General features: G+C 62.0%; 28 protein-coding genes. 12 read left to right on the plus strand and 16 right to left on the minus strand.

What is annotated here, in order from left to right; genetic code table 11:
* Positions 1 to 159: 159 nt before the first annotated feature.
* Positions 160 to 906, minus strand: coding sequence for an MFS transporter (locus AYJ54_RS10770; protein WP_245328981.1), 747 nt, complete (start codon positions 904 to 906; stop codon positions 160 to 162).
* Between the two features lie 624 nt (positions 907 to 1,530).
* Here AYJ54_RS10770 and AYJ54_RS50615 point away from each other — a divergent pair.
* The 4 genes from AYJ54_RS50615 (at position 1,531) to AYJ54_RS10795 (ending at position 6,829) form a co-directional block, all read left to right on the plus strand.
* Complete coding sequence (locus AYJ54_RS50615) at positions 1,531 to 1,926, plus strand: vitamin K epoxide reductase family protein (RefSeq protein WP_063698901.1); 396 nt, start codon at positions 1,531 to 1,533, stop codon at positions 1,924 to 1,926.
* Positions 1,927 to 1,955: 29 nt separating this feature from the next.
* A complete protein-coding gene (locus AYJ54_RS10785; protein ID WP_063698902.1) occupies positions 1,956 to 3,500 on the plus strand; it encodes a radical SAM protein in 1,545 nt (514 codons plus the stop codon).
* A gap of 92 nt (positions 3,501 to 3,592) precedes the next feature.
* Complete coding sequence (locus AYJ54_RS10790) at positions 3,593 to 4,327, plus strand: class I SAM-dependent methyltransferase (RefSeq protein WP_245328982.1); 735 nt, start codon at positions 3,593 to 3,595, stop codon at positions 4,325 to 4,327.
* Positions 4,328 to 4,510: 183 nt separating this feature from the next.
* Positions 4,511 to 6,829 (plus strand): DUF255 domain-containing protein, encoded by a 2,319-nt coding sequence (locus AYJ54_RS10795; protein ID WP_063698904.1) that lies wholly within the window; start codon positions 4,511 to 4,513, stop codon positions 6,827 to 6,829.
* A gap of 16 nt (positions 6,830 to 6,845) precedes the next feature.
* Here the strand turns inward: AYJ54_RS10795 and AYJ54_RS10800 are convergent, their stop codons facing one another.
* The 10 genes from AYJ54_RS10800 to AYJ54_RS52225 form a co-directional block, all read right to left on the minus strand.
* Complete coding sequence (locus AYJ54_RS10800; protein ID WP_063698905.1) at positions 6,846 to 7,415, minus strand: peroxiredoxin-like family protein; 570 nt, start codon at positions 7,413 to 7,415, stop codon at positions 6,846 to 6,848.
* A 124-nt stretch (positions 7,416 to 7,539) separates the two neighbouring features.
* Positions 7,540 to 8,211, minus strand: a complete 672-nt coding sequence (locus tag AYJ54_RS10805; protein ID WP_063698906.1) for an NrsF family protein — start codon at positions 8,209 to 8,211, stop codon at positions 7,540 to 7,542.
* Positions 8,208 to 8,843 (minus strand): sigma-70 family RNA polymerase sigma factor, encoded by a 636-nt coding sequence (locus AYJ54_RS10810; protein WP_063698907.1) that lies wholly within the window; start codon positions 8,841 to 8,843, stop codon positions 8,208 to 8,210. Before AYJ54_RS10810 ends, AYJ54_RS10805 begins: the two co-directional genes overlap by 4 nt.
* A 73-nt stretch (positions 8,844 to 8,916) precedes the next feature.
* Positions 8,917 to 9,420, minus strand: a complete 504-nt coding sequence (locus tag AYJ54_RS10815) for a DoxX family protein (protein WP_063698908.1) — start codon at positions 9,418 to 9,420, stop codon at positions 8,917 to 8,919.
* Positions 9,417 to 10,205 (minus strand): HvfC/BufC N-terminal domain-containing protein, encoded by a 789-nt coding sequence (locus AYJ54_RS10820; RefSeq protein WP_063698909.1) that lies wholly within the window; start codon positions 10,203 to 10,205, stop codon positions 9,417 to 9,419. Before AYJ54_RS10820 ends, AYJ54_RS10815 begins: the two co-directional genes overlap by 4 nt.
* The gene (bufB, locus tag AYJ54_RS10825; RefSeq protein WP_063698910.1) at positions 10,189 to 11,076 is read right to left on the minus strand and encodes an MNIO family bufferin maturase; all 888 of its coding nucleotides are present in this window, start codon (positions 11,074 to 11,076) and stop codon (positions 10,189 to 10,191) included. Before bufB ends, AYJ54_RS10820 begins: the two co-directional genes overlap by 17 nt.
* 61 nt (positions 11,077 to 11,137) lie before the next feature.
* Positions 11,138 to 11,479, minus strand: coding sequence for a BufA1 family periplasmic bufferin-type metallophore (locus tag AYJ54_RS10830; protein ID WP_063698911.1), 342 nt, complete (start codon positions 11,477 to 11,479; stop codon positions 11,138 to 11,140).
* Positions 11,480 to 11,627: 148 nt separating this feature from the next.
* Positions 11,628 to 12,350 (minus strand): cytochrome c biogenesis CcdA family protein, encoded by a 723-nt coding sequence (locus AYJ54_RS10835; RefSeq protein WP_063698912.1) that lies wholly within the window; start codon positions 12,348 to 12,350, stop codon positions 11,628 to 11,630.
* Positions 12,347 to 14,782, minus strand: a complete 2,436-nt coding sequence (locus AYJ54_RS10840) for a heavy metal translocating P-type ATPase (RefSeq protein WP_063698913.1) — start codon at positions 14,780 to 14,782, stop codon at positions 12,347 to 12,349. Before AYJ54_RS10840 ends, AYJ54_RS10835 begins: the two co-directional genes overlap by 4 nt.
* A 508-nt stretch (positions 14,783 to 15,290) precedes the next feature.
* Positions 15,291 to 15,449 (minus strand): hypothetical protein, encoded by a 159-nt coding sequence (locus AYJ54_RS52225; protein ID WP_245328983.1) that lies wholly within the window; start codon positions 15,447 to 15,449, stop codon positions 15,291 to 15,293.
* An 81-nt stretch (positions 15,450 to 15,530) separates the two neighbouring features.
* On the opposite strand from AYJ54_RS52225, the gene AYJ54_RS52230 reads away from it, so the two are divergent.
* Positions 15,531 to 15,800 carry a hypothetical protein gene (locus AYJ54_RS52230; RefSeq protein ID WP_245328984.1) on the plus strand — a complete coding sequence of 90 codons (270 nt, stop codon included), beginning with the start codon at positions 15,531 to 15,533 and terminating at the stop codon, positions 15,798 to 15,800.
* A 68-nt stretch (positions 15,801 to 15,868) separates the two neighbouring features.
* Here AYJ54_RS52230 and AYJ54_RS10850 read toward each other — a convergent pair whose 3' ends face one another.
* From AYJ54_RS10850 to AYJ54_RS10870, 5 genes are all read right to left on the minus strand, one after another.
* Positions 15,869 to 16,582: a MerR family DNA-binding protein gene (locus AYJ54_RS10850; protein WP_063698915.1), complete on the minus strand. Its 714-nt coding sequence runs from the start codon at positions 16,580 to 16,582 to the stop codon at positions 15,869 to 15,871.
* 177 nt (positions 16,583 to 16,759) lie between these two features.
* Positions 16,760 to 17,062 (minus strand): hypothetical protein, encoded by a 303-nt coding sequence (locus AYJ54_RS49175; protein ID WP_136623605.1) that lies wholly within the window; start codon positions 17,060 to 17,062, stop codon positions 16,760 to 16,762.
* Between the two features lie 352 nt (positions 17,063 to 17,414).
* Positions 17,415 to 18,143: a cytochrome c biogenesis CcdA family protein gene (locus AYJ54_RS10860; protein WP_063698917.1), complete on the minus strand. Its 729-nt coding sequence runs from the start codon at positions 18,141 to 18,143 to the stop codon at positions 17,415 to 17,417.
* Positions 18,143 to 18,523: a thioredoxin family protein gene (locus AYJ54_RS10865; protein ID WP_063698918.1), complete on the minus strand. Its 381-nt coding sequence runs from the start codon at positions 18,521 to 18,523 to the stop codon at positions 18,143 to 18,145. The genes AYJ54_RS10860 and AYJ54_RS10865 overlap by 1 nt, the downstream gene beginning before the upstream one ends.
* A gap of 150 nt (positions 18,524 to 18,673) precedes the next feature.
* On the minus strand, positions 18,674 to 19,210 hold the full coding sequence (locus AYJ54_RS10870) for a TlpA disulfide reductase family protein (RefSeq protein ID WP_161491836.1): 537 nt from the start codon (positions 19,208 to 19,210) through the stop codon (positions 18,674 to 18,676).
* An 825-nt stretch (positions 19,211 to 20,035) separates the two neighbouring features.
* Between AYJ54_RS10870 and AYJ54_RS10875 the strand changes: the two genes are divergently transcribed.
* The 7 genes from AYJ54_RS10875 to AYJ54_RS10905 all read left to right on the plus strand — a co-directional run bounded on the left by AYJ54_RS10875 (position 20,036) and on the right by AYJ54_RS10905 (position 25,693).
* On the plus strand, positions 20,036 to 20,932 hold the full coding sequence (locus AYJ54_RS10875; protein WP_430641424.1) for a Vgb family protein: 897 nt from the start codon (positions 20,036 to 20,038) through the stop codon (positions 20,930 to 20,932).
* Positions 20,933 to 21,275: 343 nt separating this feature from the next.
* Positions 21,276 to 21,971 carry a haloacid dehalogenase type II gene (locus AYJ54_RS10880; RefSeq protein ID WP_063698921.1) on the plus strand — a complete coding sequence of 232 codons (696 nt, stop codon included), beginning with the start codon at positions 21,276 to 21,278 and terminating at the stop codon, positions 21,969 to 21,971.
* Positions 21,972 to 21,990: 19 nt separating this feature from the next.
* On the plus strand, positions 21,991 to 22,221 hold the full coding sequence (gene nrtS, locus AYJ54_RS10885; protein WP_063698922.1) for a nitrate/nitrite transporter NrtS: 231 nt from the start codon (positions 21,991 to 21,993) through the stop codon (positions 22,219 to 22,221).
* Positions 22,222 to 22,438: 217 nt separating this feature from the next.
* Positions 22,439 to 23,452: a DUF3179 domain-containing protein gene (locus AYJ54_RS10890; protein ID WP_063698923.1), complete on the plus strand. Its 1,014-nt coding sequence runs from the start codon at positions 22,439 to 22,441 to the stop codon at positions 23,450 to 23,452.
* Positions 23,453 to 23,627: 175 nt separating this feature from the next.
* On the plus strand, positions 23,628 to 23,858 hold the full coding sequence (locus AYJ54_RS10895) for a hypothetical protein (RefSeq protein ID WP_063698924.1): 231 nt from the start codon (positions 23,628 to 23,630) through the stop codon (positions 23,856 to 23,858).
* Positions 23,859 to 23,986: 128 nt separating this feature from the next.
* Positions 23,987 to 25,135, plus strand: a complete 1,149-nt coding sequence (locus tag AYJ54_RS10900) for a multiheme c-type cytochrome (RefSeq protein ID WP_161491837.1) — start codon at positions 23,987 to 23,989, stop codon at positions 25,133 to 25,135.
* A gap of 330 nt (positions 25,136 to 25,465) precedes the next feature.
* A complete protein-coding gene (locus AYJ54_RS10905) occupies positions 25,466 to 25,693 on the plus strand; it encodes a hypothetical protein (RefSeq protein ID WP_063698926.1) in 228 nt (75 codons plus the stop codon).
* Positions 25,694 to 25,783: the final 90 nt, after the last annotated feature.

The following is a 25,783-nucleotide window of genomic DNA, read 5'->3' on the forward strand; positions in this document are numbered from 1 at the left end:
CCGAGATCAACGACACGTTCCGCCATTTGGTGACCCGAGGCATTGGGCGGGCGAACGGCCGCTGAGGCGCACGAAGCCGTCAATGCTTCTCTGTCGATCCCCGAACTTGCTCCCGGCGGCGACGCAAACCGATCCGACATTGCGGCATGGCCATGCGGTTTAGGCGCGAGGCTTGGCTCGCCGGTACAGCTGCCGCAGCGACAGCGCGTGCAGCAGGACCCCACATGGTACCACGAAAGCGGGGGTCAGGACACCCGGATAAGCGCCGGTAGTGCCGATGCTCGGCACATCCGGAACGATCAGTTGGAGAGGCCCGGGCGAGGTGATCGCCCCCATGGTGATCGCGACGGCGAAGTCGGCGAGCCCGAAAATATTCCAGATGATCGCCGCCCTTAGGCCCCGAGCTGTACCGCTCGCCACTGCGATAGCCACCGGCAAGGCGAACAGGCCGGTCAGCACGTCGCCAATTCCCGCCGGCCATCCGAGCAAGCCGGTTAGCGCCCCACGCAGTGCGGCAACGAGAGCCCAGCTGCCGAATACGCGGTAAAGCTGAAGGGCGACAAGCCAAGTCGCCGGCATCGCATCGAGCACCTGCCCCACCCGCTTCGACGACAGCAGCAGCGGGACGCCGATGATCACCGGCACCCAAATCGCCACCGGCAGCACCGGCAGTGAGGTGCCCGTGCGGAACGCGCCATTGATCGCCGCGCTCCAGGCGACGGCGAACCAAAGCGTGTATGGAATCATGATCGCCAGCCAGGTCGTGCGGCGCTGGTCCAGCGTCAGGTCGGTGCCTTCGAGGCCGAGCCACAAACCGAGCGCGATAAACCCATGCACCGTCAACTGGTGCGCCGTGGTCGGAACACCGCTGGCCTGGATAATCGGCTGCCAGTAGATCAGCACCATCCACGCCGCCGTCAGCGGCGCAAGCCATCGCAGAGGACGCCATCCCTGACGCGTGGAGCCGGTATCGGCGTGAACTACTGAGATTGTCATGTTGTCGCCTCCTCGTGGCAACTTTGCTGATCATGGATCGGCCCGAGTCTGTACCAGGTTGGGCGGCGGAGGCTTCAGCCTGAGCCAAGCGCCTTGAGCTGCCTGGTCGGCGGGATCAAGGCGCGCCGCCCCGACTGCACGCGCCGACCTACCCTATGAGCGGCTCCGTGCCAGTGACGATACAGCCGCTCCCGGCGGGGACTACTCGTGATAATTTTGATGGGGTATGAAGCCAAACTTCATAGTCGGACAAAGCGCGCTCCACGGTGTGGAAGCGTTTCTGAAAAGTCGCGAAACGCCGAAGCTGGTGGCGGCCGCCATACAAATTCAAAAGGTGTCATCGACCCCGCGGCTGCAGAAGTGTGGCCTTCGCTTGCAGGCAATAAAGTTCCCGGGGGGCTGGTAACCTTTCTTGGAATCCGACCGAACCTTTACAAGAGCTGTCGGTCTCAGTGCGTGCGGCAGGTGGGCGAACAATTGATCACCGAGCTCAGACGCTGGGGCATTTGTTGCCACGAGGGTTTGCCAAGACGAATGAACATGTATCGCTATATTGCGTTTGCTATGGCAGCAGCGAGTGCCGCAGCGATGCTTTATGTCGGGCTATATCAGAGCCGACTCGTCGGCCGCCTGATTTGTCCGATCTTTGGCGAGGGATGCGAGGGGGTCGCCGACGCTTCGTTTGCTAGGCCATTCGGCATTCCTGACGGCTATATCGGGGCCGTTATCTACACCGTCATCATCGCATTGTTGCTCGCGCCGCCCAATCGCTGGGTCTGGACGGTGTTGCTGGTGCTCTCAGGCGCAGCTACGCTCGCCAATGTCCTCGGTCTCCGCGATATGATGATTTTTGGAGGTTACTGCTTCTATTGCCTGACGACGGCGTTGTTGTCGCCGGTGCTGCTGTGGTCGGTGTGGAAACTGGGGTGATCGCTGGATGACTCAGGGGCATTTCTGACATGGATACCAAGCAGACCATTGGCCTCGGGCGCGACCCCGGCGTAGACGACATCGCCGACCGCCATCGCGTGGATTCGGATTATGTGTTCCACGAATTGACGCGCAGCATCTGCCCCGACTGCCGGCGGGTCATCGATGCCAAAATCCTGCTGCGCGACAACAAGGTCTACATGAGCAAGCGCTGTCCCCGATGCGGGCCCTTCATGTCGCTCGTGTACGGCGATGCCGAGGCTTACGTCTCGTTCGCGCGATACAACAAGCCCGGCACGATTCCGCTGGCGCGCGGCACCCAGATCGAGCGCGGCTGCCCGCATGATTGCGGGCTGTGCCCGGAGCACGAGCAGCACGCCTGTCTCGGCATCATCGAGGTCAATAGCGCCTGCGACATGGAATGCCCGCTTTGCTTTGCCGATGCGGAGCACGGGTTCGCACTGACGCTCGAGGAGGTCGAGCAGATGCTCGACGATTATGTGCGGACCGAAGGCAGGCCAGAGGTCGTGCAGTTTTCCGGCGGGGAGCCGACCATCCATCCTCGCATCATCGATTTCATTCGCGCCGCGCAGGCACGCGATATTCGCTTTGTGATGCTCAACACCAACGGCAAGCGCATCGCCCGCGACGATCGTTTCCTTGAGCAGCTCAATGACGTGCAGCCATCGCTCTATTTTCAATTCGACGGCTTTGAGCGGGAGACGTACCGGACCCTGCGCGGCGAGCCGGATATCCTCGAGGAGAAGCTGCAGGCGCTCGATCGGCTCGCGGACATCGGGCTGAACGTCACGATCGTTCCCGCCATCGAGCGGGGCGTCAACGACCATGAAATCGGCAGGATCGTAGAATTCGCGATCGAGCACCCGGCGATCAGGGGAATCACCTTCCAGCCGGCGTTCCACGCCGGCCGCCATTTGCCGCACGACCCGATGCGCCGCATGACTATTCCAGACATCGTGCGGCTGATTGAGGCGCAAACTGGCGGCAAGTTCGCAGCCTCCGACTTCGTGCCGGTGCCGTGCTGCTTCCCGACCTGCAACGCGGTGACTTACGCCTTTGTCGAAGGCGGCCGGGTCACTCCACTGCCGCGGATCATCAACGTCAACGATTACCTCGACTACGTCACCAATCGCGTCGTGCCGGACTTCAGCCACGAAATCAGGACGGCATTGGAAGGCCTGTGGTCGTCGTCATCGGTAGCGGGATCGGAGGCCTCGCTGCGACAAGTCGCCATTTCATGTCAGGCGTGCGAGCTCCCGGACAATCTGGCCATCGATAATATCGCAAAGAGCATGATTATGATCATGCTACAGGATTTCATGGACCCCTGGACGTTCAACCAGAAGAACCTCATGAAATGCTGCAAGGAGTTTCTGCTGCCGGGCGGCAAGCAGATTCCTTTTTGCGCCTACAACTCGGTGGGCTACCGCGAACAGGCGCGGCGACAACTCAATGCCATGGAACCTGAGCGGCGGCGCGCCAGACGACAAGGCCGGACCTATGAGCCCAAGCCGGTCGTATTCGATTTTAGCGACCAGGCGGCGGTCAAATGAACGCATCGGAGGAGCCGCGAGCGATCGAACCTGGCGGCCTCTCGTCCGCGGCCATCAAGCAGTGCTGCGCCGCTGTCTATGACAGCGACGCTGTGAGGCTGCTGCTCGGCGGCACCCTGCATCCGGGCGGCACCGCACTGACCGAGCGGCTCGGGGTGATGTTGAATTTGGGACCGCGAGCGCGTGTCCTCGACGTTGCCGCCGGCCGAGGAACGAGCGCGTTCACGCTTGCGATGCGGTTCGGCTGCGAAGTGATCGGCCTCGACTATAGCCGGCGAAGTGTAGAGGCGGCAAAACGCGACGCTGCGGCGCGCGGCTTGAGCAGTACGGTCAGCTTCTGCTGCGGGGATACCGAGCGGCTGCCGTTTGCGGATGGTTCGTTCGACGCGGTCGTCTGTGAGTGCGCATTGTGCACTTTTCCGGACAAGCGAACTGCCACTGCGGAATTTGCGCGCGTGCTCCGCGCAGGCGGTCGGGTCGGATTGAGCGACCTAACGCGGCAAGGGCTCCTGCCACCCGAGCTAGAGAGTCTTGCGGCCTGGATCGCCTGCATTGCCGATGCGCAGCCGCTCGCGGAATACGCATCCCTGCTTGCCGCCGCCGGTTTCAAGATCAAGACAACGGAAGAGCACAACGGCGCGCTGATCGACTTCGTGAACCATATCCGCACGCGACTTCTCGTGACGGAAGTCATGCTTGGATTGAACAAGCTGGCGTTGCCGGGGTTCGACATCGCGATGGTCAAGGATTTCACACAGCACGCGCTGGCCGTGATAAAAGCAGGCAAGCTGGGTTACGCGATCGTGACTGCCGCGAAGGAGGGATAGTCAGGCGTGACAGCAAAACCCGTCCATTTTGGTTACAAGCGTTTGCTCCGCCGCGGATCGAGCCACAGAGTTGCCTGGCTGATGTTTCTGCTTGGGTTGGCAATGTCGCTGCAAGCGAGCCCGCTCGCAGCGGACGACACGGCTAAAGGAAGTCGAGGCATCGAGCGCGCTTCGGAGCAACCCATGTACACGAACCGCCTGATCGATTCTCACGATCCCTACCTTCTGCTGCACGCCCATAACCCCGTCGACTGGTACCCGTGGGGTCCCGAGGCGCTTGCCAAGGCAAAGCAGGAGAACAAGCCGATCTTCCTCTCGATCGGATACAGCACCTGCTATTGGTGTCACGTCGCCGAGCGCACGATCTATTCGGATCCGGAGATCGCAAAGTTGATGAACCAGTGGTTCGTCAACATCAAGGTCGATCGTGAGCAGCGGCCGGACGTTGATCAGATTTACATGCTGGCGACCGAGATCCTGACGAGGCGCGGCGCCTGGCCGAATAATTTGTTTTTGACGCCGGATCTCAAGCCATTCTTTGCGGGCAGCTATTTCCCGCCGCGGGACGATCCCGCCGGGGGCGCGGGTTTTCCCACGATCCTCGCCGCGCTTCACGATGCATGGGCCAATCATCTGCAAGACAAGGTGTTGCCGGTCGCTGGGCAGGTCTTTCAAGCGATGCAGCGTGTGCAGGCCGAGATGACGGCGGGCAAAGAGGCGCCGGTGAAACCGGGCGAATGGCTGCGGAACGCGAGCAAGGCGTTGCAATCGCGGATCGACCCGAAGAGCGGCGGCCTCGGTGATCGCAGCGGAACGAAGTTTCCGCAGGCGCCGAGCATGAAGCTTCTACTAACCGACTATCGCGTCAATCATGACAAAGCTTCGCTTGATGCGGTGACAGCAGCGCTGAACGCCATGGCGTTCGGTGGCATCCACGATCATCTCGCAGGAGGATTCTACCGTTATTCCACCGAGCCCACCTGGTCGATCCCGCATTTCGAGAAGATGCTTTATGACAACGCGCAACTGCTGCGGCTGTACGCTGAAGCCTATGCAGCAACGAAGGATCCCGTTTACCGCGCGGTCGCCCTGGACGTCGGACAATATCTCAGGCGCGACATGATGGCCTCCGAGGGCGGCTTCTACACCGCGATCGATTCCGAGGTGAAGGGCGTGGAGGGCGCGGCCTATGTTTGGACAAAGGCCGAAATCGCATCAGTCCTTGGAGAACAGGCAGCGAAGCAGTTCCTCGCGGCCTACGATGTTACGCCGATGACTGCCGCAGGCACGCAGACTGGCGAACCGGCCGCCGATCGGAAGGGACTTGGTGTTTTGCGGATTCGCTTGCCGATCGAAGAGGCGCTGAAGAGCGCTGGCTCTCAGGACGCCGGACAGTTGCTGACCTCGCTGAGTGCCGCGCGGGCGCAACTCCTGGCTCACCGTCAGCAGCGGCAGCAGCCGGCGCGTGATGAAAAAATCCTCACGGACCTTGCCGGCCTGGCGATTGGCGCGCTTGCTTACAGCAGCGACATCTTGCAACAGCCGGAATTTCTGACATCGGCACGCATGGCGGCGGAACGGATCTGGGCCCTGGCCTACGATCCCGCAACGAGAACGCTCAAACATGAGATATTTGCCGGGCATGCGCAGACAGACGGTTATCTCCAGGACTACGCAATGCTGGGCGATGGCTTCATATCGCTCTACGAGGTGACCAAGGAGGACATCTGGCGCGATCGCGCGGCCATGCTGGTCACCGCGCTTCTCCGGCAATTCGCCCACCCGGACGGCGCGCTGTCAACGACGCTGGACGAAAAGAACCTTTTGATCCCCGTGGGCGACAGCGAGGACAGCGACGTCCCGTCGGGCACGTCCGCCGCGCTCGGTCTTCTGCTGCGGCTTCGCGACGCGACGGGTGGCTCTCAGTTTGTTGCCGCGGCGGCGCGGATTGTTCACTATCTGAGCGGGCGGCTCAGCGATCATCCGGAGATCTGGCCCGCCGCAATCACTGTCCTTAACCTTCATCCTTTGACGGACGCTGACCTTGCCGCGGCGCGCGAGGCTGCGGCCCGTTCGGCAGATGATCGTGGGATCGGCCAAGCCTTCCGCGCTCCCGAGACGTCGGACCACGTCCGCGTTTCCGCGGTTGTCAGGGCTGGCGAGAAGGATGACGAGATCGTGGTCACACTTCAGATCGATGACGGATACCATGTCAATGCGAACCCGGCATCGTTCGACTATCTGATACCGACTTCCGTCGCGTTCGCCGGCTTGACCTCGCCGGGCACGAAATATCCCAAGCCGTCCCGCTTCAAGAGCGCCTTCGCGCCCGAAGGGCTTGATGTCTACGAGGGGACGGTACCGCTCGTCGTGACCATTCCAAAGGGCACCATCGCAACGCAAGGCGAACTGAGGGGCGAGGTCGACGTTCAGGCCTGCGACGCCAAAATATGTCTGCCGCCGTCAAAGCTGCCCCTATCCGTTGCCTTGCAGGACAAGTAACACTTGGCACGGTTTCTCACGTCGCCGGGGCCGCCTCCGACAGGTCCATGACTTCGCCGCGCGCCGGGTAGTTGTTCTTCAGAACATAGTCGATGGCGGCGAGGATGTCGGCGAAGTGAGGTCGCGCGAACGGCATGGTCTGCACGCTGCCGAAGTAGAGTGTGCCGTCCGGCCGTATCAAATAGAGCGCCGGCTCGGAGAATCGCGCCGGCTCCTCGACGCCGGTCGACGTCATGCCGCGCCCTGACGAAATGAATAGTCCCCAACGCCGCGCGGCCGTGAGATCGAGGCCATAGCCGATGCGCAGCCGCGTCAGACCCCAGGCCTCCCTGGTCTGCGCTGCCCGCTCTTTCGTATCGGACGACACGGCTACCACCGCAACGCCGCGCTTGTCGAACTCGTCGAGCTTTGATTCCAGTTCCCTGAGCTGGGTCTTGCAGATGGGGCAGTGAAGCCCGCGATAGAACACGAGAAGTGTGAAATGCGCAGGCCTCTCGCGTGCAAGATCAAAGGCGTCGCCGCTGGCGAGGTCGACTCGAAGCGGTGGAACGGCCCGCCTTGGAAACAAGTGCACGAAATCTGTCATGTGTCTCGCTCCTTTTTTCTTTTAGCAGAACTCGGCATCGAGGCCTGTGATCCTCCTGAGCCCTGAAGCGCAGGAAAAAGTACGGCTCACCCGTCACAGACACGCGTTTCAGTGATCTCAGCGCCTAGTCTCGAGCGTACAGCGTTCGAGGCGCCACCCATCGGAACATTCTCCGGCCGAACAGACCCGCGAGCCCAACGAACAGAGCCGCCGTTCCGAAGTTCCACATCAGAATCATGACGGTCGCATCGATGACATGAAACAACGACAGCGCTGTTGCCGTGATCGCGGCAACGGCCAGGCTGCCCATGAAGGTTGCGGCGGTCGGACGGAGCGGAGCGGCGTAGCGCAGCATCACCAGCATCGCGAGCGACAGCGGCAAGCCCGTCAGCACCAGAGTGGCGAAGCAGCGGGCGGCCTCGCCAAAGCTCATGCCCTCAGGGCCAATCGCGACCCATTGAGTCAAGCACTGATAGCCAACATTCGACAGCCACAGCATCAGCGCCGGTACGGGCAACAGGGCCCACAGACGGGACCGGTCGGGGAGGCTGACCAGGAAGGCCGCAATCGCCGCCAGTACGCCCGTCAGAAGTGCGGCCGTCATGCTGACGGCAAAGGCTGGCTCCTGCAGCCGCTGAACCAGGTCGGGACGAACTCCCTGGTTGACGGCCAGCAGCGTCAAGACGACCGCTGCAAGCAGGAGCCAGCACGCCGCCCGCATCACCGGCGGCCGCAGCCGCCGCACCGGCGTGGCGTTTGCCGCAAGGGAAGCAATGAGATCTGGTGTCTTGATCACGGTTCGCTCCGATCGAGCAGCATCTTTCGCAGGCTCTTCAGCGCACGATGAGTGTTCACCTTAAGCGACGTGATGGACATGCCGCTCATTGCTGCCGCCTCCTTTAGTGACAGCTCCTTGAGCTTGAGCAACCGAACGGCCTTCTGCTGTGCAGGAGGGAGATGGCTGACCATCCCCTCGAGCTCTCGCCCATCCGGTCTCTCCTCTAGGTTCGCTGCGGGCTCGCAAAAGGTTTCGTGCTCGGCTGTCAAAGGTACTTCACGGTTTCTGGTGCGGCCCTGACGGCGTAACCGGTCGATGAATCGGCGGTTGGCAATTGCCACCAGCCACGGCGCAAACGGCCGGGTCGGGTCGTAGGTCTGCCGGATGGAGTGGACGGTCAGAAGGACGTCCTGAACAGAGTCTTCGACGTCGCCCGGGTCACGATGCCGGCGCGCCGCAAGCGAGCGCAGATACGGCGTGATCTCCTGCAGCAGCCGACGATAGGCGGCTCGGTCGCCTTCCTGAGCGCGGGCCATGAGGATGGACCAGTCGATATCTCTGGCGGCCGAGGCTGTCTGGTCCGCGCCACCGCTCTCGCCCTTTCCGACGAGCCTCAACGACGGTCCCCGGCTGCCAGGGTCGTGCGTCATCGGCCAAAGCTCCGTTGCCGAGCTGACCGCTCACATACATATGACGACCGAGCACTCGCATCCAGAGCCAACATCAGGCGCCTCCCTGCTCCCAGGGCCGGGGCCACCGTTCAAGCAAATGGTCGAGCGATAACGGTCCGGGGCCAAGGGCGATAACGGCTAACGCCAGGCCCGCCCATGGCAGATGAAAATTCGCCCAACCTTCCGGCACCACGAGCTGAATGACGCCGGTCATAACGAGAAGCCCGAGCGCGCTGAAGCGGGTTGCAAGGCCTATCACCAGCAGAACCGGGAGCACAATCTCGGCGATGCTGTCGAGATACGCGAACGCAGTCGGCAGCGGGAAATCATAGGCCTGGCCGAAAAAGTGCAGCTTGAACTCGTCTTCGAACAGGAATGTCGCAGCCGGCGACAGCGACAGGAAGCCATCCCATTTGGTCAGCCCTGATTTGAGGAAGGGCACGGCGAGTGCAATCCGCAGCACGGGTGGCGCCACGACCAGAGCAATGCGAGCAAGCCATTCTTTGACATTTCGCACCGCATTCTCGACACTTGCGAAGTTCACAGGCGTGGTCATGTTCGCCTCACCTCTGTCGCAAGGCTGTAACCGACCAGGCCGCCTGCGCGCATGAGATCAGAAAGATTGGCCGACAGGTCGAAGCGCGGGTTGGCGATCAGAGCTGCCTCCAGAGCGGCGAGCACCGATCTTCCATCCATGAGCGCCCCGATGAATTCCAGACTTCCCTCGGGAATCGATCGAACTTCAACGTCGGCCATAGGGCGAACGATGAGCACGTCCTCGCCTCCCGCGGCGAGATCCACCGGCGCCGGGACGCCGCCAGCGACATTCATCTGCCAGATCGTGAGCGCCGGGAATTGCGATCGGACGAGCCGAAGCGAAGGATGCAGCGCGAGCCGGATTGCGGGAAGCTGGTCGCTGGAAACGGCGGTGAACGCGCCGGGATCAATCGGTGAGGCCTCGGGCGCGTGATACGCCTCGGTCCAGGCGCGCTCGATGCGTGCAACATCTGCCAGATAGGGCAGCACGGCAGCCGGCTCGAATCGGGGGATGAAATCCGGAAAGCTGGCGCCATAATCCAGCAGGATCGGCGAGTGCGGCGGTTCGATCATGACGTAGGCGCGCGCCATGGCCCGGAAGAACTCGTCGCCAACGATGCGGTGCACAGCCGGGAACGCATCCTTCAGGGTCTCTGTCAGGCCGACCACGACATTGTTTCGATAGACGGCAAACCGTTTTTGACCCGGTTCACCGTCCGGACCGACAAGGCCATCGGGCATCGGCAGCCCGGGGTCGAGCAGGGCCGCGGCGAACCCGCGTTGCCGTTCAGCGAGCGGCTGCATGGCGGACGGCCTCCGGTTTCGTTGCGAGCATGATCGCCTCGGCGCGGTCCGCCTCCCGCTTGAGCGTGGACCAGGCCGGCACGTCGGCGTCCCATTCGATCAGCGTGGGAACCGGACCGATGAGGCGGACAGCGTGGGCGTAGAGATCCCAGACAACTTCGTCGACGGGGCGATTATGTGTATCGATCAGCAGCGCCCGTCCCTTGTCGTCGGTCTCTCTCGTGTAACCGGCCAGATGAATTTCCTGAACGTGGGTCAGCGGATACGCGTCTACATAGCGGAACGGATCCCATTGCTGGTTAGTCGAGGCGACGTAGACATTATTGACATCGAGAAGCAGGCCGCACCCGGTGCGTCGCACGACTTCCGCGATGAAGTCGATCTCCGAATAGGTGCTTTCGGCGAAGGCAAGATAGGTGGACGGATTCTCCAGCAGCATCCGGCGGCCGAGCGCATTCTGGACCTGGTCGATATGCTCGACGACACGGATGAGCGTCTCGGCGGTGTACGGCACCGGCAGCAGATCGTTGAGGAAGCTTGAATCGTGCGATGACCAGGCAAGATGTTCAGAGAACAGTCCTGGCGCATAGCGTCCGATCAGCTGGTTGAGACGTTGAAGATGATCCTCATCGAGCGGCCGATCGGCGCCGATCGAGAGTCCGACCCCGTGGAGCGACAGCGGGTATCGCTCGCGGATGGCCGACAAATAGCGATGCGGCGGGCCTCCCGCGCCCATGTAGTTTTCCGCATGCACCTCGAAGAAACCGATGTCGGGTCGCTGCTCGACAATCGTGCGGTAATGCTCCGCCTTGAGGCCGACACCCCCACGCGCCGGGATTTGCTCTCTCGCGTCAAACGATGGAAGAGGCACGGGTACCTCCAATCAAAAAGAGAGGCGGGCGGGCAACTGCGTCCGCCCGCTCAACGCGACATCAGGCCTTCGGCGTGAGGCTTCCCGGTCCCTTCGGCGTCTGCATGGTTGTGCAGGTGCCCTTGGCTTCGAGCTTGAACGCGTTGCCCTGGTAGTCGGCGGTGCTGGTCCCGGCGCAGGTTGTGCCCGCCCCCGCGTAGCAGTCGTTCTGCCCCTTGAGCGCCACGCCGAAACACTTCTCCATCTTGCCGCCTTCCAGGGCCTTCATCGTCATGGCCTGCTTTTCTTTCATCATTTTTTCCATCTCGGCCTTGTTCTGTGCCGTGGCCGGCGTGGCGGCGAGCGATCCAACAGCGGCGACAAAGGCGCCGGCGACGAGTGCAGATAGCGTGCGATTGGACATTCCTGTTCCTCCGATGGCGGGTTGCGGTGCGAGCGTAGGCAGTCGCCCGTGGCGGGCCGAATTGGTCCGCTAAAGGTCAATTCGCTCGGGAAGCGGAAAGGTTACCTGGGCGAAAGCCCAATCTCGGCGGGATCCGACGCGCTTGCCCTTATGGCCTCAGCCATCCGGCATACAGGGCAGCTTGATAGCTGAAGTAGATGGCAGCCGCGAACATAAGCGCGGCGCCGATGCGCTCGGCCCAAAGCGTGAAGCGGCGTGTGTGGCTGAAGCTCGCGAGACTACCCGCCATTGTCGCGGTGACAACGATCGGAATCCCGCGGGCGAGACCGAAAGTGGCCATCAGCACCGCCCCCATCAGCGGGTCGGCCGTTCCGGCTGCCGCGGCCGCCACGGGGAACAGCAACGGCGTGCAGGCTGGGCAGGTCGATAGTCCGAATGGAAGGCCAAGCAGATAGCTGCCGATGAAGCTGCGGGTCGCCTTTGCCGAAGGCGCGAGCGTGGGGATGACAATATGGACGAGGCGCAGCAGCGCGAGCCCGGCCACGATCAGGATGACGGCAAGCAGGCCATAGGCAACAGCAAGATACCGCGCCAGGACCCGCATCACGGCAAAGCCCGCGAGCCCGAACAAGGCACCGATGACGGCGTCAACGGTGGCGATTCCGAGCACGAAGCCGACGGAGAGTCGCAATCCTACGATACGTCGCTTGTTGACCGCCGCGCCCCGGCCCGCCGCGAGGCCAGCGGCGACCGAAATCAGTGGGAACGAGCTCGGAGCGATCCCGACGATGAGCCCGGCGAGCGCTACCAAGCCAATGGCGAACGGCGTCAGCCCCGTGATGTCCTGCAGTAAGGGCTCAAGGTCAATCATGGACGCCGCTCGACCGGCTTGCCGACGCTGAGGATCGCCTGGAAGAACAGCGACGGCTGGCCCCACAGCGAATTGAAGAAGATCGTCGTCACGCTCACCGCCATCGCCGCCATCGCCCACACCGGATAGACGAGGCCGGTCGCCGCCAGCGGCACGCCGATGCCGTTGAACAGGAAGGCGAGTGAGACATTCTGCAGCATCCTGCGATAGCTGCGGTGGCTGATCTCGCGTGCGGTCACCAGTGCATCGAGCCTGTTCGACAGGACGATGATGTCGGCCGAATCGATGGCGGTGTCGGTACCGCCGCCCATGGCGATGCCGACATCCGCCTGCATCAGCGCCGGCGCGTCGTTAATCCCATCGCCCACCATAGCCACCCGACCCCCGTGCTGGAACTGCCTGATGAGATCCGCTTTCTGGCCGGGCAGGACGCCGGCATGGACCTCGGTGATGCCGAGTTCGGCCGCAACCCGGCGGGCGTTGCGCTCATTGTCGCCTGTGACGAGCACGGTCTTAAGCCCAGCCTGCCGCAGCGCGGCCGTCGCTCCCGCGGCCTCCGGCCGCACGCTGTCGCTGAGCGCGAGCAGTCCGAGTGGCTGCTCATCCCGGGCGACGGCGACAACGGTGTGGCCCGACGCTTCGAGCCCCGCAATCCGGTCGGCCAGGTTGGCAAGCTCAACATTCTCGCTGATGAAGCGCGGGTTGCCGACGAGAACTGTTGTCGCACCGATGCGTGCGCGGCCCCCCTTGCCGGGAAAGGCTTCGAAGTCGCTGACATCCGGCGGCGTGATCCCCTGCTCGAAGGCGGCCGTGACGATCGCATCGGCCAAGGGATGTTCGGATGCTGCCTCTGCTGCGGCGGCAACGCCCAGCAATTCGGTCTCGCTGGCGCCGACAGCCTCGATCGCCACAAGTTGCGGCCGCCCCTCGGTGAGCGTCCCGGTCTTGTCGAGCACAATTTGGTTCACCAGACGATAGCCCTGGAATGCTTCGCCGGTGCGCATGAGAATGCCGCGCTCGGCGGCTTCGCCGGCGCCGCGCACGATCGACAGCGGCGCCGAGATGCCGACCGCGCAGGGATATCCCATGACGAGCACGCTGAGCCCTGCAAACACCGCCCGCTGCAGATCGGGAGTGACGCCCAGCATCCACGGGATTGCGATCCACCCGACCACGGCCAGCAGCGCAGTCAAGAGCACGGCCGGGGTGTAGACGACGAGGATACGATCGACGAGATGCAGCAGTCCCGGCTTGAGCGCCCGGGCATCCTCGACCTCGCGTGCGATCCGCTGCAGGAAGCTTTCCTCGCCGACCGCCGTGACGCGAACCAGCAACGTTCCCATCCCGTTGATCGAACCGCCGATGACGCCATCGCCGACCGCGCGCTCGATCGGCACCGGCTCGCCGGTCACGAGGGCCTGGTCAACCGAGGAGTGACCTCCGATCACCTCTCCGTCGACCGGCACGCGCTCGCCGGGACGAACGCGAACCAGGTCGCCGACCACGACCCCCGCGATCGGAAGCTCCACCTCGCGGCCGTCACGCTGCACCCGCGCGACGTCCGGCTGCAGGTCGAGCAACCGTTTGACGGCCTGCGAGCTGCGCGTCTTGACAATGAGCGACAGCCATTCCGAGAACAGGTGATAGGTGGTGACCATGACCGCGACGGCAAAGAAGGGCGCCGTCGGATAACCCGGCCAATGGAAGATGAGGCCAATGAGGCCGCCCATGAGGCCGGCGAAAGCGCCGGCCTCCAGCAGCACGTGCTGATTGAGAATGCCGCGACGCAAGGCCTGATACGCCATCACGAGGATGTGCCGGGCGATGCCGAAGACGAGGACGATCGCAAGCGCTCCCACCAGCCACGGCGTTGCCGGCGCAAGGCCCAGCGTCTCGCGGGAGACAAGCAGCGCTCCCGCAAGGACGCCCAGTCCGACACCACCCGTCGCGGCGATCCACAGTCCCAGCGCGCGCAACACCAGGAACACCAAACCGATGAGGCCGAGTACGGCCGCAAGCGGAAGCATGGTCGACCAGAGGCCCGTAGGAGTTGCGATCAGCGCGATCGCGACCAGGCTGAAGGAGACGGCGACGAGGAAGCGCCGTCCCTCGCGCACGAGATCGCGCTCCTCGTCCTCAAACGGGCGCAGCTTGCGCGGATCGTGCAGCGTGTAGCCGATGTCCCGCAGCGTCTGTAGCAGCTCCCTCGGATCGGCCCGCGCCGGATCATATTCCACCAGCGCCTGCTCATGGGTCAGGCTGACTGCCACCTTGTCGACGCCTACTTTGCGGCCAAGCGCCTTCTCAATGGTGCTGGTGCAAAGCGAGCAATGGAGCCCGCCGATGCGGGCGCGGATACGCGCCCGATCCGGACGGCTCGCGGGTTCTTCGGTCCATAATGGAAGAGCTTCTGTACTCGCGGAAAGCGCCATGGTCGCCTCCTCAACCCGTTCCGCAGCATACTCGGCTGCAGGTGCTGCCCCGATCGACCCGCGAGCATGCACCCCGTACCAATATACGGAGTCAAGGGACGATCGTTCACGCGCGGCGCGATTTTGCACCGGCCGGGCAGGGTGCGAGAAGCGAGACCGCAAACCCAGAGAAAATTCCGCGCACACGTAACGAAAGATGCCGCGGAACGAACCTCTCCAATATAGCTCGTTTCTCAGAACGGCTTCCTGGAAGCGAGAAATGGCTTGATGCGCAATGCTGGATAAGGTTGGGCGGACTCTCGCGGGTTTCCTGAGCAGGGAGCGGCATGTCCACGGGGCTACGCCGCCCACCTCACCTGATCGCCTTCTCTCCAGCCTCGAACCCGCGGATGTTCTGCTAGTCGAGGGCAATTCCCAGATCAGCACCGCGATCAAGTATTTGACGCAGTCCACCTGGTCGCATGCCGCCCTCTATGTCGGCGTCCATGGCAACGGGCGACTTGCCCGATCAACGCACTGCTTCGTCGAAGCCGATCTCATTGCGGGCGTTCGCAGCGTCGGTGTCGAGGCGTTCACCGGCATGCCCACCCGAATTTGCCGCCCGGTAGGGCTCAACGAGGAAGAGTGTCGCGCCGTCGCCGATTTTGCGATCGCCCGGCTCGGACATCATTACGATCTGAAGAATGTCATTGATCTCGCGCGGTATCTACTGCCGACCCCACCGGTCCCCACGCGATTTCGCCGGCGCATGATCGCATTCGGAAGCGGCGATCCTACGCGTGCCATCTGCTCCACGCTGATCGCGCAGGCCTTCCAGGCCGTGCATTATCCGGTGCTTCCTACCGTGGAGTATCGCGCCGCGGCAACAGAACAATGTCCTGATTGTGTTGACGAGATCATGCACATCCGCCACCACTCTCTTTTTGCGCCGCGCGACTTCGACGTCTCTCCCTACTTTCGCATCGTCAAGCCGACGATCGAAGGCAAATTCGATTTCAGAACACTGAAATGGGCCTGAGCCTTTCGGAAGCGCGTGGGCGACGAGAGCGACCTGGTCTGCGGGCCAGACTCATCGGTGTTTCCCTGCTACGATGGCCTGCCGACCACCGCATAGCCCGCCTTTTGCACGGCCACTACGAGGCGTTCCTCGTCCGTCGCTTGCGGATCGAACATGATGCGCGCCTCCTGGGCATTAAAGGACACGGTTGCCTTCTGCACCCCTGGTTCTGCCGAGACGACCGCAGCGATCGTACGCGCGCAACCGTCACAGTGCATGCCGCCTATCTTGAAAAGAGCTGTCTTCATCCTTGATCCCTTCGCGGTTCGACCCCTGCGCTCAAGTTGATTAGACGGGCAGGCCGACGCCGGTTCCGATGATTCCGCTTCCCCTCTACCTGGTCCGGCCAACGCATCGATGATTGTGCATGCGCGCAGAGCGCCACCGCCCGGGCAGGTCCCGATCAGCTGGTCGAGCGCCGACCGCATCTGCTGAAGCTTCGCGATCCTGCGATCGACCTCCCGGCGCTTGGTCATTGCCTGCGCTCGGATGTCACTGCAATCCGTGGCCGGATCGGCCCGTAGCGAGAGGAGCTCCAGGATTTCGCGCAGCGAGAAACCGAGGTCCTGCGCTTGCCGGATGAAACGGATGCGTTCAACGACAGCGCCTTCATAAACGCGATAGCCGCCGCTTCTCGGTCGCAACGGCCGCTCGATCAAGCCCCGGCGTTCGTAGAAGCGGATGGTTTCAATACCGACTCCCGCCTGCTCGGCGGCCCGGCTGATCGTCATTCCCTTGCCCATGGCGCACCTATCTGGAGAGAATGCACTCCGTACCACTGTACGGAGTCAAGTCATTCCAAGCACCGCGGGGGCATCCGCCAGCACCCGCCGGTCCAACGAGCGGAGGCGATAAGCAGTCCTGCACCACTTTCATGAACAGCGGACTGCGCTCGCCCATCCGCTCTCTAGATCTGCTGGCTAACGTTGTGCAGCGTCGCTTGACCGGCTGGCCGACGTCAGCCATGGGTCCCCAGCATCGACAATGCAGGACAGACCGTCAGCGCGCGACAAGAGGATTGTCCACGTGCCAGCCGGCGAAACGAACACTTCCACCAGATGGCCGCTGCTGGACAATCCCTGGGCCATCACGACCTCCCCGAAATTATCCTTGAGCAAGGCGACGAAATCGGGCCGGCTCGCGCACAACTCAACCGCGCCGGCCGGGGTCGTCGTCAACGTGACAATCAAGGCGACCGCCGCAAGGCGGACGTATCGCAACATGGCGCCCTCCTTCAGGAAGGCCACGCACGACCATCGGCGAACCAAGGATCATTCCTGTGGCGAGCTTGTCGATGGTCGCTCAGCGTTCAACGGATACCTGGTGCTCGAGACCGAGAATATCAAGATCAGTGACTTTGTTGGACCGTCCATTGTCCACTGCGCCTAATCTTCCTGGAGAACTCTGTGGCATCGCGGTCTGCTCTCACTGGACCAACTCGCCCTCGAGAACGGATCGTCGCTCCGTCGGGCGGTCGCGACCTGATGAAAGGTCCCTACCCCCTTGAGCTTCTGAAGCTTGCCGGTCCCGCTCACGACCTGCCACACGCCATTAATTTGAAAAAGTCGACGGGCTTCATAACCGCGTCGTCACAGTCACCAACCAATCCGGCATGGCGCGCGTCAGAGCGGCCTCGACGATCTTGTCGAAGCCGGTGAGGACAAAGGCGCCGATGCCAACGAAGGTCGCGCCCATCAGAGGCTTACCAATGCGCGATACGCGCGCGAACCGATCGCGCCGCGCGAAGATGGCCTGTCTCGATCCATAGGCGAGCGCGAGGATCGGCGTTGCCGCTCCGAATCCGAAACTGATCATGGTTGCCGCTGCGGTCGCGACGTTGTCGCCTTGCGCAGCGAGCCCGACCGCTGCGCCGAGCGTGGGACCCGAGCAGGGAGACCAGATGACCCCAAGCACGGCGCCGAGTGCGAACTGGCCGCCTAATCCGGACGGCTGCAGTCGATCGAGCAGCACCTGCCCCCTGCTTGCGACCGGCGCCGCGATGGTCGTGAATTTGTCCTGAAGCGCTGGAACGAGGAGAACCGCTCCCATGCCAGCCAGCACGGCCGCGACCACGAGACGCAATGTGGACGGATCAACTCCGATGCTGAAACCGGCCGATGCGATAGCTATCCCGACGCCGGCGAACGAAGTCGACAGCCCCGCGGCTAGCGCCAACGGTCCCCACGCATGGCGCTCGACAACGCCGAAAAGGACGATCGGCAGAATCGGCAGTACGCAAGGGGACAGCGTCGACAACGCGCCGGCTGCGTAGCCGAGCGCCAAGTTCCCGAGACCGGCCACCATCAGAATGCCTTGGCGATCATCGCGCGAATGAGCGCGGGATCGGTCTCGCCAGTCGAGCGCGCAACCTCCTTCGCGCCATGGAAGACGATCAGCGTACTCTGGTACTGGACACGAAACCGCTTCAACACGTTCTTCGCAGTGTCGAAATCGACTTCGTAGACAATCAGATCCGGCTTTTCCTTCTCGATCTGCTCGACGATCGGCCGCTGCTGCCTGCAGGTCGGACACCAGGATGCGGTGACGTCGACCAGGATGGCCTTTTCCGCGGCCTGGGCGGATTGAAATGCTTTAGCGTCGAACGGCTGTCCGGCCCACGCGACAGGCGACCATGCAAAGAGCGCCGCCCCAATCAGCAAAACTTTGTCGAGTCTTGAAAGCATGATCTGTCCAGCTCCGTCCGATACCCGACAATAGTTCGCTCGGAATCCAGAAAAGTTACCGCGGGGCCTCAAAAATTCCGGCGGCCGAATAGGGCGTCGAATAACGACGAAAGCTGCTGAATCGCCATCGGGGCAACTCTTCGCGGAGCGCTATGAGTTCCGCAGGTATTCAATCAGGCTATCCGCCGCCGGGGACGACCAATCCGCGACGCCCGGCATATATCCAATGATCGTTCCTGAACTTGCGATGAGATAGGTGATCGGCATCGCGTAAAGGGTGAATGGCGCGTTCCTTTCATTGGCGCTGTCCGAATGCGCGACATAGCGATTGGGGTCCAAATAGATTGGAAGGGTTCGCAGCTGGAGCGTCTTGACGAAGCGTTCAACCGTTTCGCGAGCGCCTCTATCCTCTGAAACCGCGGCGACATGCAGGTTTTTCCGCCAAGCGCTTCTGTACTGGCGCTCAAGGACCGGCAATTCTGTTCGGCAGGCGGCGCACCACGAAGCCCAGAAATTCAAAAGGATCGGCTTGCCGCGGAGGGACAAGAGATCAATCGTGCCCCCCTCAAGGCGAAACAGCCTGATCGATGGCAACGGCTGCTGCGGCCAAATAGTCGTAAATTGATATCTGCCGGATTTGAAGGTGGGAATGTCCTGCGCTTGCGGCGCCGCAACGGCATCAGTCACAAGCAATCCAACTGTCCCAATCAGACCTGAGAGAACGATGTCCCGCCGCGACAGGACATTAACGCTCGGGCGGACCGGAGTCGCGCCTAAGGGGTTAGTAGCCACTGGAAGCAGCCCTGATTTCCGTTCGCCTCAACCAATGATCTCTTCGACCTGTAACACTGGCGACAGGCGAGGAACGGCTGGTCGAAACGCAATGAATGGTAAGAGCGGATTTGGCAGCCAGTACATCCATCCGACAAACGGCTCCCACGTTCCGTTCGGGAGCCGCAGATCGAGCCAAACGTATAGGAACTTGTAGATGCAGAGCCCCGGCACCCAATTCGGTCGCAAATGGTTGGTCTTCAGGCATTTTCGGCTGATGTAGAGATTTCCCTCAAACGGCGTGATACCCCAAAAGCCGACCGGTCCTTCGGCAATGACTTCGCCGCTTGATCGATGAGTTATTCGGATGGAGTGCGCAGAGGTGGTTCGCATGTGTCTTTTAGCTCCTCCTGCCGCGGAATGGACGAGTTTTCTACTCTGGTCCGTGCCGTGTGGACGCCATCGCGTTGGCGTGCTGCTTGTAAATTCGCTTCTGAGCCCGGGAAGGTTACTCAACACGGCTGAATGATCATCTAAGTCATGTACTCGTAAAGCGGGGCGCCATACCTCAGCTTCAGGAAACTGCTATTCGCGTTTTCGAGTTCGTGAGATCGTGCATCAGCGCGAGGCCATCGTGGAGAAGGCCATGAGGATTGCTATCGCTTCATTGTTGCTGGCAATGGCGCTCCGATTGGGGGCGGTCGCGGAAACCATGCCTGCTGTTGCCCACACATTCACCGAATTCGTCCCCCCCCCGCCAGCCGTCCCTCCGCAATCACGACTGGGCCAGACGGCGCGCTGTGGTTCACCGAGTCTGGGGGCAAGATCGGGCGGATCACGACCGGGGGGAGCATCACCGAATTCCCGATCAAGGGCGATGGCATTTTGCATTCGATCACAACGGGGCCTGACGGCGCGCTTTGGTTCACCGAGTTCACGTCGAAGAAGATCGGGCGCATTCCGACGACCGCCACCGCCGAAAACCTGCAACTGATCGAGTTCACGGCCCCCGGGTCGTCTGGGCCGCTTGGCATCGCGACCGGGCCAGACGGCGCCTTGTGGTTCACCGAAGAAGCCGGAGGCAAAATCGTGCGGATCACGACCACCGGCGTGGTTACCGAATTCGCGATTCCCGCGGCCAAGGGTGGAGAGATCACGACTGGACCCGACGGTGCACTGTGGTTCACGGAATTTCGTGGTAAAATCGGGCGGATTACGACCACGGGCGCGGTGACCGAATTCAGGATACCCCCGGAGAATAGTAGCCCCGGGGGCATTACAACTGGGCCAGACGGAGCGCTGTGGCTCACCGAACCGGTTAGTGGCAAAATCGTGCGAATTACCACCGATGGCAAGATAACCGAATTCGCTCTTCCGGATCCCAATGCCCAGCCTTGGGGCATCACGACGGGGCCGGACGGCGCCTTGTGGTTTACCGAAGCCAGTTGCATTCGCCGGCCAGGTTCGCGCTGCATCGTCGGCAACAAAATCGGCCGGATCACGACGACCGGTTCTGTCACCGAATTCACGGTCCCCTCGGACGGTAGCGGACCCCACAGCATCACGACCGGGCCAGACGGCGCGCTGTGGTTCACTGAATACTATGGAGGCAGGGTCGGACGCTTGGTGCTTCCTTGATCGTCAACGATCGATTGGGATTTCGTGATCGGTGCCTCCAACTCATGCCCGACCCGAACGTTGCGACTGGCGCGAAACAAAGAGCGGACGCCTTGGTTCGCCCAGCGCTTAAACGGGATTCGGCCTGGCCAAAAGATTCGTCGGTGCCTACGTAACCCGGCTGAGAAAGGGCGAACCGCTCTAAAGCGTGTATTGCAAGGGTCAAAACCGCGTGGGCTGGGAACCGCGGCAAATTCAACGCGCGGAGCCAAGCTGATCACCTTTCCCGCCACAGCGCTCAAAGTGGTATATGGCTCGCTCTGCGCGCAATAGACTCGCTAGTCAGCTAGACGGAGGTAAGGTCATGGCAATGAGCTCGCCGGGTCCTGTCCGGGCTTGTGTCTTCGACGCTTATGGCACGCTGTTCGATTTTGCGTCGGCAGCCCGCGGCTGCCGCGACGTGCTTGGCGACAGTTTTGACAAGCTGACCGCCCTTTGGCGCGAAAAACAGCTGCAATATACCTGGCTTCGCGCCGCACAAGGACGTCATGCCGATTTCTGGCAGGTGACTGGCGATGCCCTGGACTTCTCGTTGGAGACCCTGATGCTCAAACAGCCGGGGCTGCGCGATCGTTTGATGGAGCTCTATTTGACGCTCGACACATTCCCGGAGGTGCCCGACGTTCTTCGGCAGCTGAAGGCCACCGGACTAAAAACTGCGATCCTATCGAACGGGACGCCCGAGATGCTCGATTCGGCTGTAAAGAACGCAGGGATCGATGGCTTGCTCGATCACGTACTGTCGGTCGAAGAGGTTGGCGTCTACAAGCCCGATCCTCGAGTCTATCAGCTCGCAGTCGATCAGCTAGGCGTTCCAGCGTCCCAGATTTCGTTTCAGTCGTCGAACGCCTGGGATGCTTATGCCGCGTCATCATTTGGAATGAGGGTCGTCTGGTGCAATCGGTATCGACAGCGCAAGGAACGGCTGCCAGGCCAACCCGACTTCGAAATCGAGACGCTTGTGGAACTACCAAAAATCATCGGTGCGTCGCAAAACTGAACGCAAGCTGGGGCGACGGATGTCGACATTGAGGCTCATATGCCGTTGCGCCATCTCTGATGGCGTCCCTCGCCGTTCGTTTTTTGTTGCCCTTGTGGTCGGGACGGTGCTGAACCTCATCAACCAGGGCGACGCCCTGCTTGGCGAGACGCCGATCAATTGGCTCAAGATCGTTCTCACCTACTTCGTGCCCTATGCCGTTTGCACCTATGGCGCGGTTTCGTTCCAACTTCGCAAAATACGTCCTTAGATATCGCGCCACGAATATCATGTTTCGCTTTGGCGAACGTTGACGGGAGCTCGTTACTCGCAGCCCGTCGGTAACCTTTTCGGGCGGTCGAGCGAATCATAGACGTCGAAAATCGATGCAGATCGCGATCTGGAGGCGCTGAGGCGGAACAAAGCTCCTCAGCGGTGAGCCATTGAGGTTCCCAAAGCTCATCCGGGCAAGAGTACCGGCAGCGGCAATGCTTGTCGCTGTGATCATCGGTACGGCCGTCGGCCAAGCCATGGCCGAGCCCGGGAGTTGGCGAGCCGAATGGCCCCGCACGGACTTCTCGCGGCACACTGTTCCGTTGCGCGAGATTAAATCTGGCGGCCCGCCCAAGGACGGTATTCCGTCGATCGATACGCCGCGCTTCGAGCGGCTCAAGGACGGCGCTGCAACTGGATGGGCCTCTCGCATCGGCGACGCAGAGCCGGTCATCACACTCGACATCCGCGGCGACGCGCGGGCGTATCCCCTTAGCGTTCTGATCTGGCACGAGATCGCGAACGATACTGTCGGCGGTACGCCCGTGGCCGTCACCTATTGCCCGCTCTGCAATGCCGCCCTCGTTTTCGAACGCACGGTGGAGAATCGCGTGCTCGATTTCGGCACGACGGGCAAGCTCCGAAACTCGGATCTCGTGATGTACGACCGTCAAACCGAGAGTTGGTGGCAGCAATTCGAGGGCGACGCCATCGTGGGCGTGATGAGCGGCAAGCGCCTTCACCTGCTTCCGTCACGCCTGGAATCTTTTGTCCGCTTCCGTCAGCGTTTTCCCAACGGACAGGTGTTGATCCCACACGATCCAGCCGCGCGCCGCTACGGTATTAATCCCTATGTCGGGTATGACGCGAGCGGGCAAATGCCGCTCCTCTACGACGGCTCGCTGCCTGACGGGATCGATCCGATGGAGCGCGTGGTTGCGGTTGAGATCAGGCTGGATCATCACGAAGCCTGGTCACTGTCGCTGCTAAGAGAGCGCGGCACGATCGAAAGCGGCGACATCATTCTCAGATGGGAAGCCGGGCAAACCTCGGCGCTCGACAAAAGGACCATCGCGGGTGGCCGCGATATCGGCAACGTGGTCGTGCAGCGTCGGCACGACGGCCAGCTGTCCGATATTCCCTACGACGTCACGTTTGCGTTTGCATTCCACGCTTTCAGGCCAGGTAGCCCGATTCACAAAAGAACATCGATCGGCCCGGAAAATTGACGGCGAGCCCGGCGGCCGTGCGCTGCTGGGCACGTAACCTTTTTATGGCTGACCGCGAACCTATCACCAGGGGCCATCTGCTTCGCTTCGACGCGATCGTCGAATCCCCTGACCGGTCGTTGTGACAACTCCGGCCGTGAATGACGTTGACGTTTCAATCCACAGGAGAATTGCGATGAATTCGCTTAAGACTTCGCTTGTAACCCTGAGCTCGATCGCCGCGCTTGGCGGGCTTGTCGCGATGGCTTCGCTGCCGACCGTCGCACAGGCTGCGAACCCTTGCGCTCCGAAGGCAACCAAAGCGGCCAATCCGTGCGCGCCGAAGGCACATAAGGCGCATAAGGCCGCGAACCCTTGCGCGCCGGCTGCAAAGAAGATGGCCAATCCCTGCGCACCGAAGAAGTAGCAAGCGTTCGTGGGCTCGGGCGGGGCTATACTCGACCGCGATACCCCGCCGCTCGCTGACCTGCACGATGCCGTGATATGGAGACACCATCCTCCCGGAATCCGATGAGCATCTCGCGAACTCATCTGATGGTCGTCGGATTGCTGCTTTGCCTTTCGAACGGGGTTTCTCCGGCGGCAGAGCGGCTGCCCACCGACTATTGGCACCAGCCGCTCGCGCCGCAGGGCAAAGCGCCGCGCGCATGGACGCCGGAGGAGCGCTCGCTCGCGCCGGAGAGCTGCGGCGGCTGCCACAGCGACAGGCTTGAGGAGTGGCGGACATCCCTGCACGCCAGGGCTTTCTCGCCGGGGCTCGTCGGCCAGCTCCTCACCTACGACGCGGCCGACACCGCGGTCTGTATGCAGTGCCATGCACCGCTGGCTGAACAACGCGAGGCGTTTGAAGCGGCGCGCCGAACGGCCGAGGGCCATTCCGGCATCGGTCACGGACTTGCGGACGCCGGAAATTCCTGCGGCGGCTGCCACCTAAGAGGCCATCGCCGCTTTGGCCCGCCGCAGCGCGACACCGGCGCCGTCGGACAGAGCGATGCCAGCGCTCCGCACGGTGGCGTGATGCGCGTCCCGGAATTCGAGAAATCGGAGTTCTGTGCGGCCTGCCATCAGTTTCCTCAGGAGCAGGCCATCAACGGCAAGCCGCTGGAGAACACGCTGGTCGAATGGGAGCAGAGTCCGGCCGCGCGCAGCGGCACGACATGTCAGTCCTGTCACATGCCAGAGCGCAAGCATCTCTGGCGAGGCATCCACGATCCCGACATGGTGCGCTCCGGGCTCACGCCTGAGTTCGTTGCCAAACCTGAAGCGGCGCAATTTCGCCTGACCAGCACCGGAATCGGCCATGCATTTCCCACCTACGTGACACCCAAGGTCATCATGAAAGGGGTCGCTCTCGATCAATCGGGCAGTCCCGTCCCCAGCTCAGAAGTCCACTACGTCATCTGGCGGGAGGTGGCCTCGGTTGATGGCGATTGGATCGAGCGCTCCGACACCCGCCTGCTCCCGGGGCAGTCAGCGACGCTGGAGATAGCTTGGCCTATGAGTGGCCGGGTGAAGTTCTGGTTGGAAGTGCACCCCGATGATTTCTATCACCAGCACGTCTACGACAACCTGTTGCACGAACTGGCAGCCGATAGCGCGTCGGCCAAGCTGATTGCGGAGGCTAACCGCATCGCCAAAGCGAGCCAATTCAGCCTCTTCGAGAAAGTAGTTCAACGGCCATAGCTCCGGAAGTCACGCTCTCTGAGCTCCGAGACAGTTATAAGCCGGATCAGCGTTGCGTGAGTTCGCGACCGCAAGGCGCTTGACCGGATATCGTTTCAAGCCGCTGTGAGGGCGTAACCACCGCGGCACTTCCTCCGAACTGATTAATAGAAGCGCACAGCGTGCGCTTCGGAAGTTTCGAGATTCTCAACTCGCACTAATCAGACGTTCTTGAACGTCCGGGCTCAGCGAGAGCCCGCGTGCTTTCAAGGATCGGACGAGTCTATGCGTGTGCTGGTTTTGAGGGAGTTGCGAACTCTTGCGACTGATCGACACAGGGAGGGAGAAGCTATGACCAAGATCAGTATCTTCGGTGTGACAGCAGTTCTGGCAATGATCGCAGCGACGCCGGTGTCGGCAGAGTTTGCCCAGCAGGAGCCGGCGGCGTTTGCAGCTATGTATCCGAATGCACGGAATGCGATTGCGTCCGTGTCGGTCGGCCCGACCGCTGCTTTTGCCTACGCGCCGAAGCGACACGCGATCCACTCGCGTCATTCGGGACTGCGGCATCGCTATTGATCCATCGCCCTGGATGGAACCAGCGGATTCAATATCTCTGCTGCCGGTTTTTTGCCGGCAGCAAGTCCCGCGAAGGCTCCGACACGCGGC

The sequence above is a fragment of the Bradyrhizobium centrolobii genome (assembly GCF_001641635.1).
In the GTDB taxonomy this organism is placed as follows: domain Bacteria; phylum Pseudomonadota; class Alphaproteobacteria; order Rhizobiales; family Xanthobacteraceae; genus Bradyrhizobium; species Bradyrhizobium centrolobii.

Excerpts from the sequence above, each read along its gene's own strand:
- AYJ54_RS49175 (WP_136623605.1), bottom strand. The coding sequence starts at position 17,062 with ATGTTGCGATACGTCCGCCTTGCGGCGGTCGCCTTGATTGTCACGTTG.
- AYJ54_RS10785 (WP_063698902.1), top strand. The coding sequence starts at position 1,956 with ATGGATACCAAGCAGACCATTGGCCTCGGGCGCGACCCCGGCGTAGAC.
- AYJ54_RS10820 (WP_063698909.1), bottom strand. The coding sequence starts at position 10,205 with ATGCAGCCGCTCGCTGAACGGCAACGCGGGTTCGCCGCGGCCCTGCTC.
- AYJ54_RS10880 (WP_063698921.1), top strand. The coding sequence starts at position 21,276 with ATGGCAATGAGCTCGCCGGGTCCTGTCCGGGCTTGTGTCTTCGACGCT.
- AYJ54_RS10815 (WP_063698908.1), bottom strand. The coding sequence starts at position 9,420 with ATGACCACGCCTGTGAACTTCGCAAGTGTCGAGAATGCGGTGCGAAAT.
- AYJ54_RS10830 (WP_063698911.1), bottom strand. The coding sequence starts at position 11,479 with ATGTCCAATCGCACGCTATCTGCACTCGTCGCCGGCGCCTTTGTCGCC.
- AYJ54_RS10900 (WP_161491837.1), top strand. The coding sequence starts at position 23,987 with ATGGTCGTCGGATTGCTGCTTTGCCTTTCGAACGGGGTTTCTCCGGCG.
- AYJ54_RS10800 (WP_063698905.1), bottom strand. The coding sequence starts at position 7,415 with ATGACAGATTTCGTGCACTTGTTTCCAAGGCGGGCCGTTCCACCGCTT.
- AYJ54_RS10850 (WP_063698915.1), bottom strand. The coding sequence starts at position 16,582 with ATGGGCAAGGGAATGACGATCAGCCGGGCCGCCGAGCAGGCGGGAGTC.
- AYJ54_RS10835 (WP_063698912.1), bottom strand. The coding sequence starts at position 12,350 with ATGATTGACCTTGAGCCCTTACTGCAGGACATCACGGGGCTGACGCCG.
- AYJ54_RS10860 (WP_063698917.1), bottom strand. The coding sequence starts at position 18,143 with ATGGTGGCCGGTCTCGGGAACTTGGCGCTCGGCTACGCAGCCGGCGCG.
- nrtS (WP_063698922.1), top strand. The coding sequence starts at position 21,991 with ATGTCGACATTGAGGCTCATATGCCGTTGCGCCATCTCTGATGGCGTC.
- AYJ54_RS10810 (WP_063698907.1), bottom strand. The coding sequence starts at position 8,843 with ATGACGCACGACCCTGGCAGCCGGGGACCGTCGTTGAGGCTCGTCGGA.
- AYJ54_RS52230 (WP_245328984.1), top strand. The coding sequence starts at position 15,531 with ATGATCGCATTCGGAAGCGGCGATCCTACGCGTGCCATCTGCTCCACG.
- AYJ54_RS10840 (WP_063698913.1), bottom strand. The coding sequence starts at position 14,782 with ATGGCGCTTTCCGCGAGTACAGAAGCTCTTCCATTATGGACCGAAGAA.
- AYJ54_RS10890 (WP_063698923.1), top strand. The coding sequence starts at position 22,439 with ATGCTTGTCGCTGTGATCATCGGTACGGCCGTCGGCCAAGCCATGGCC.
- AYJ54_RS10795 (WP_063698904.1), top strand. The coding sequence starts at position 4,511 with ATGTACACGAACCGCCTGATCGATTCTCACGATCCCTACCTTCTGCTG.
- AYJ54_RS10905 (WP_063698926.1), top strand. The coding sequence starts at position 25,466 with ATGACCAAGATCAGTATCTTCGGTGTGACAGCAGTTCTGGCAATGATC.
- AYJ54_RS10865 (WP_063698918.1), bottom strand. The coding sequence starts at position 18,523 with ATGCTTTCAAGACTCGACAAAGTTTTGCTGATTGGGGCGGCGCTCTTT.
- AYJ54_RS52225 (WP_245328983.1), bottom strand. The coding sequence starts at position 15,449 with ATGTCCGAGCCGGGCGATCGCAAAATCGGCGACGGCGCGACACTCTTC.
- AYJ54_RS10770 (WP_245328981.1), bottom strand. The coding sequence starts at position 906 with ATGGTGCTGATCTACTGGCAGCCGATTATCCAGGCCAGCGGTGTTCCG.
- AYJ54_RS50615 (WP_063698901.1), top strand. The coding sequence starts at position 1,531 with ATGAACATGTATCGCTATATTGCGTTTGCTATGGCAGCAGCGAGTGCC.
- AYJ54_RS10895 (WP_063698924.1), top strand. The coding sequence starts at position 23,628 with ATGAATTCGCTTAAGACTTCGCTTGTAACCCTGAGCTCGATCGCCGCG.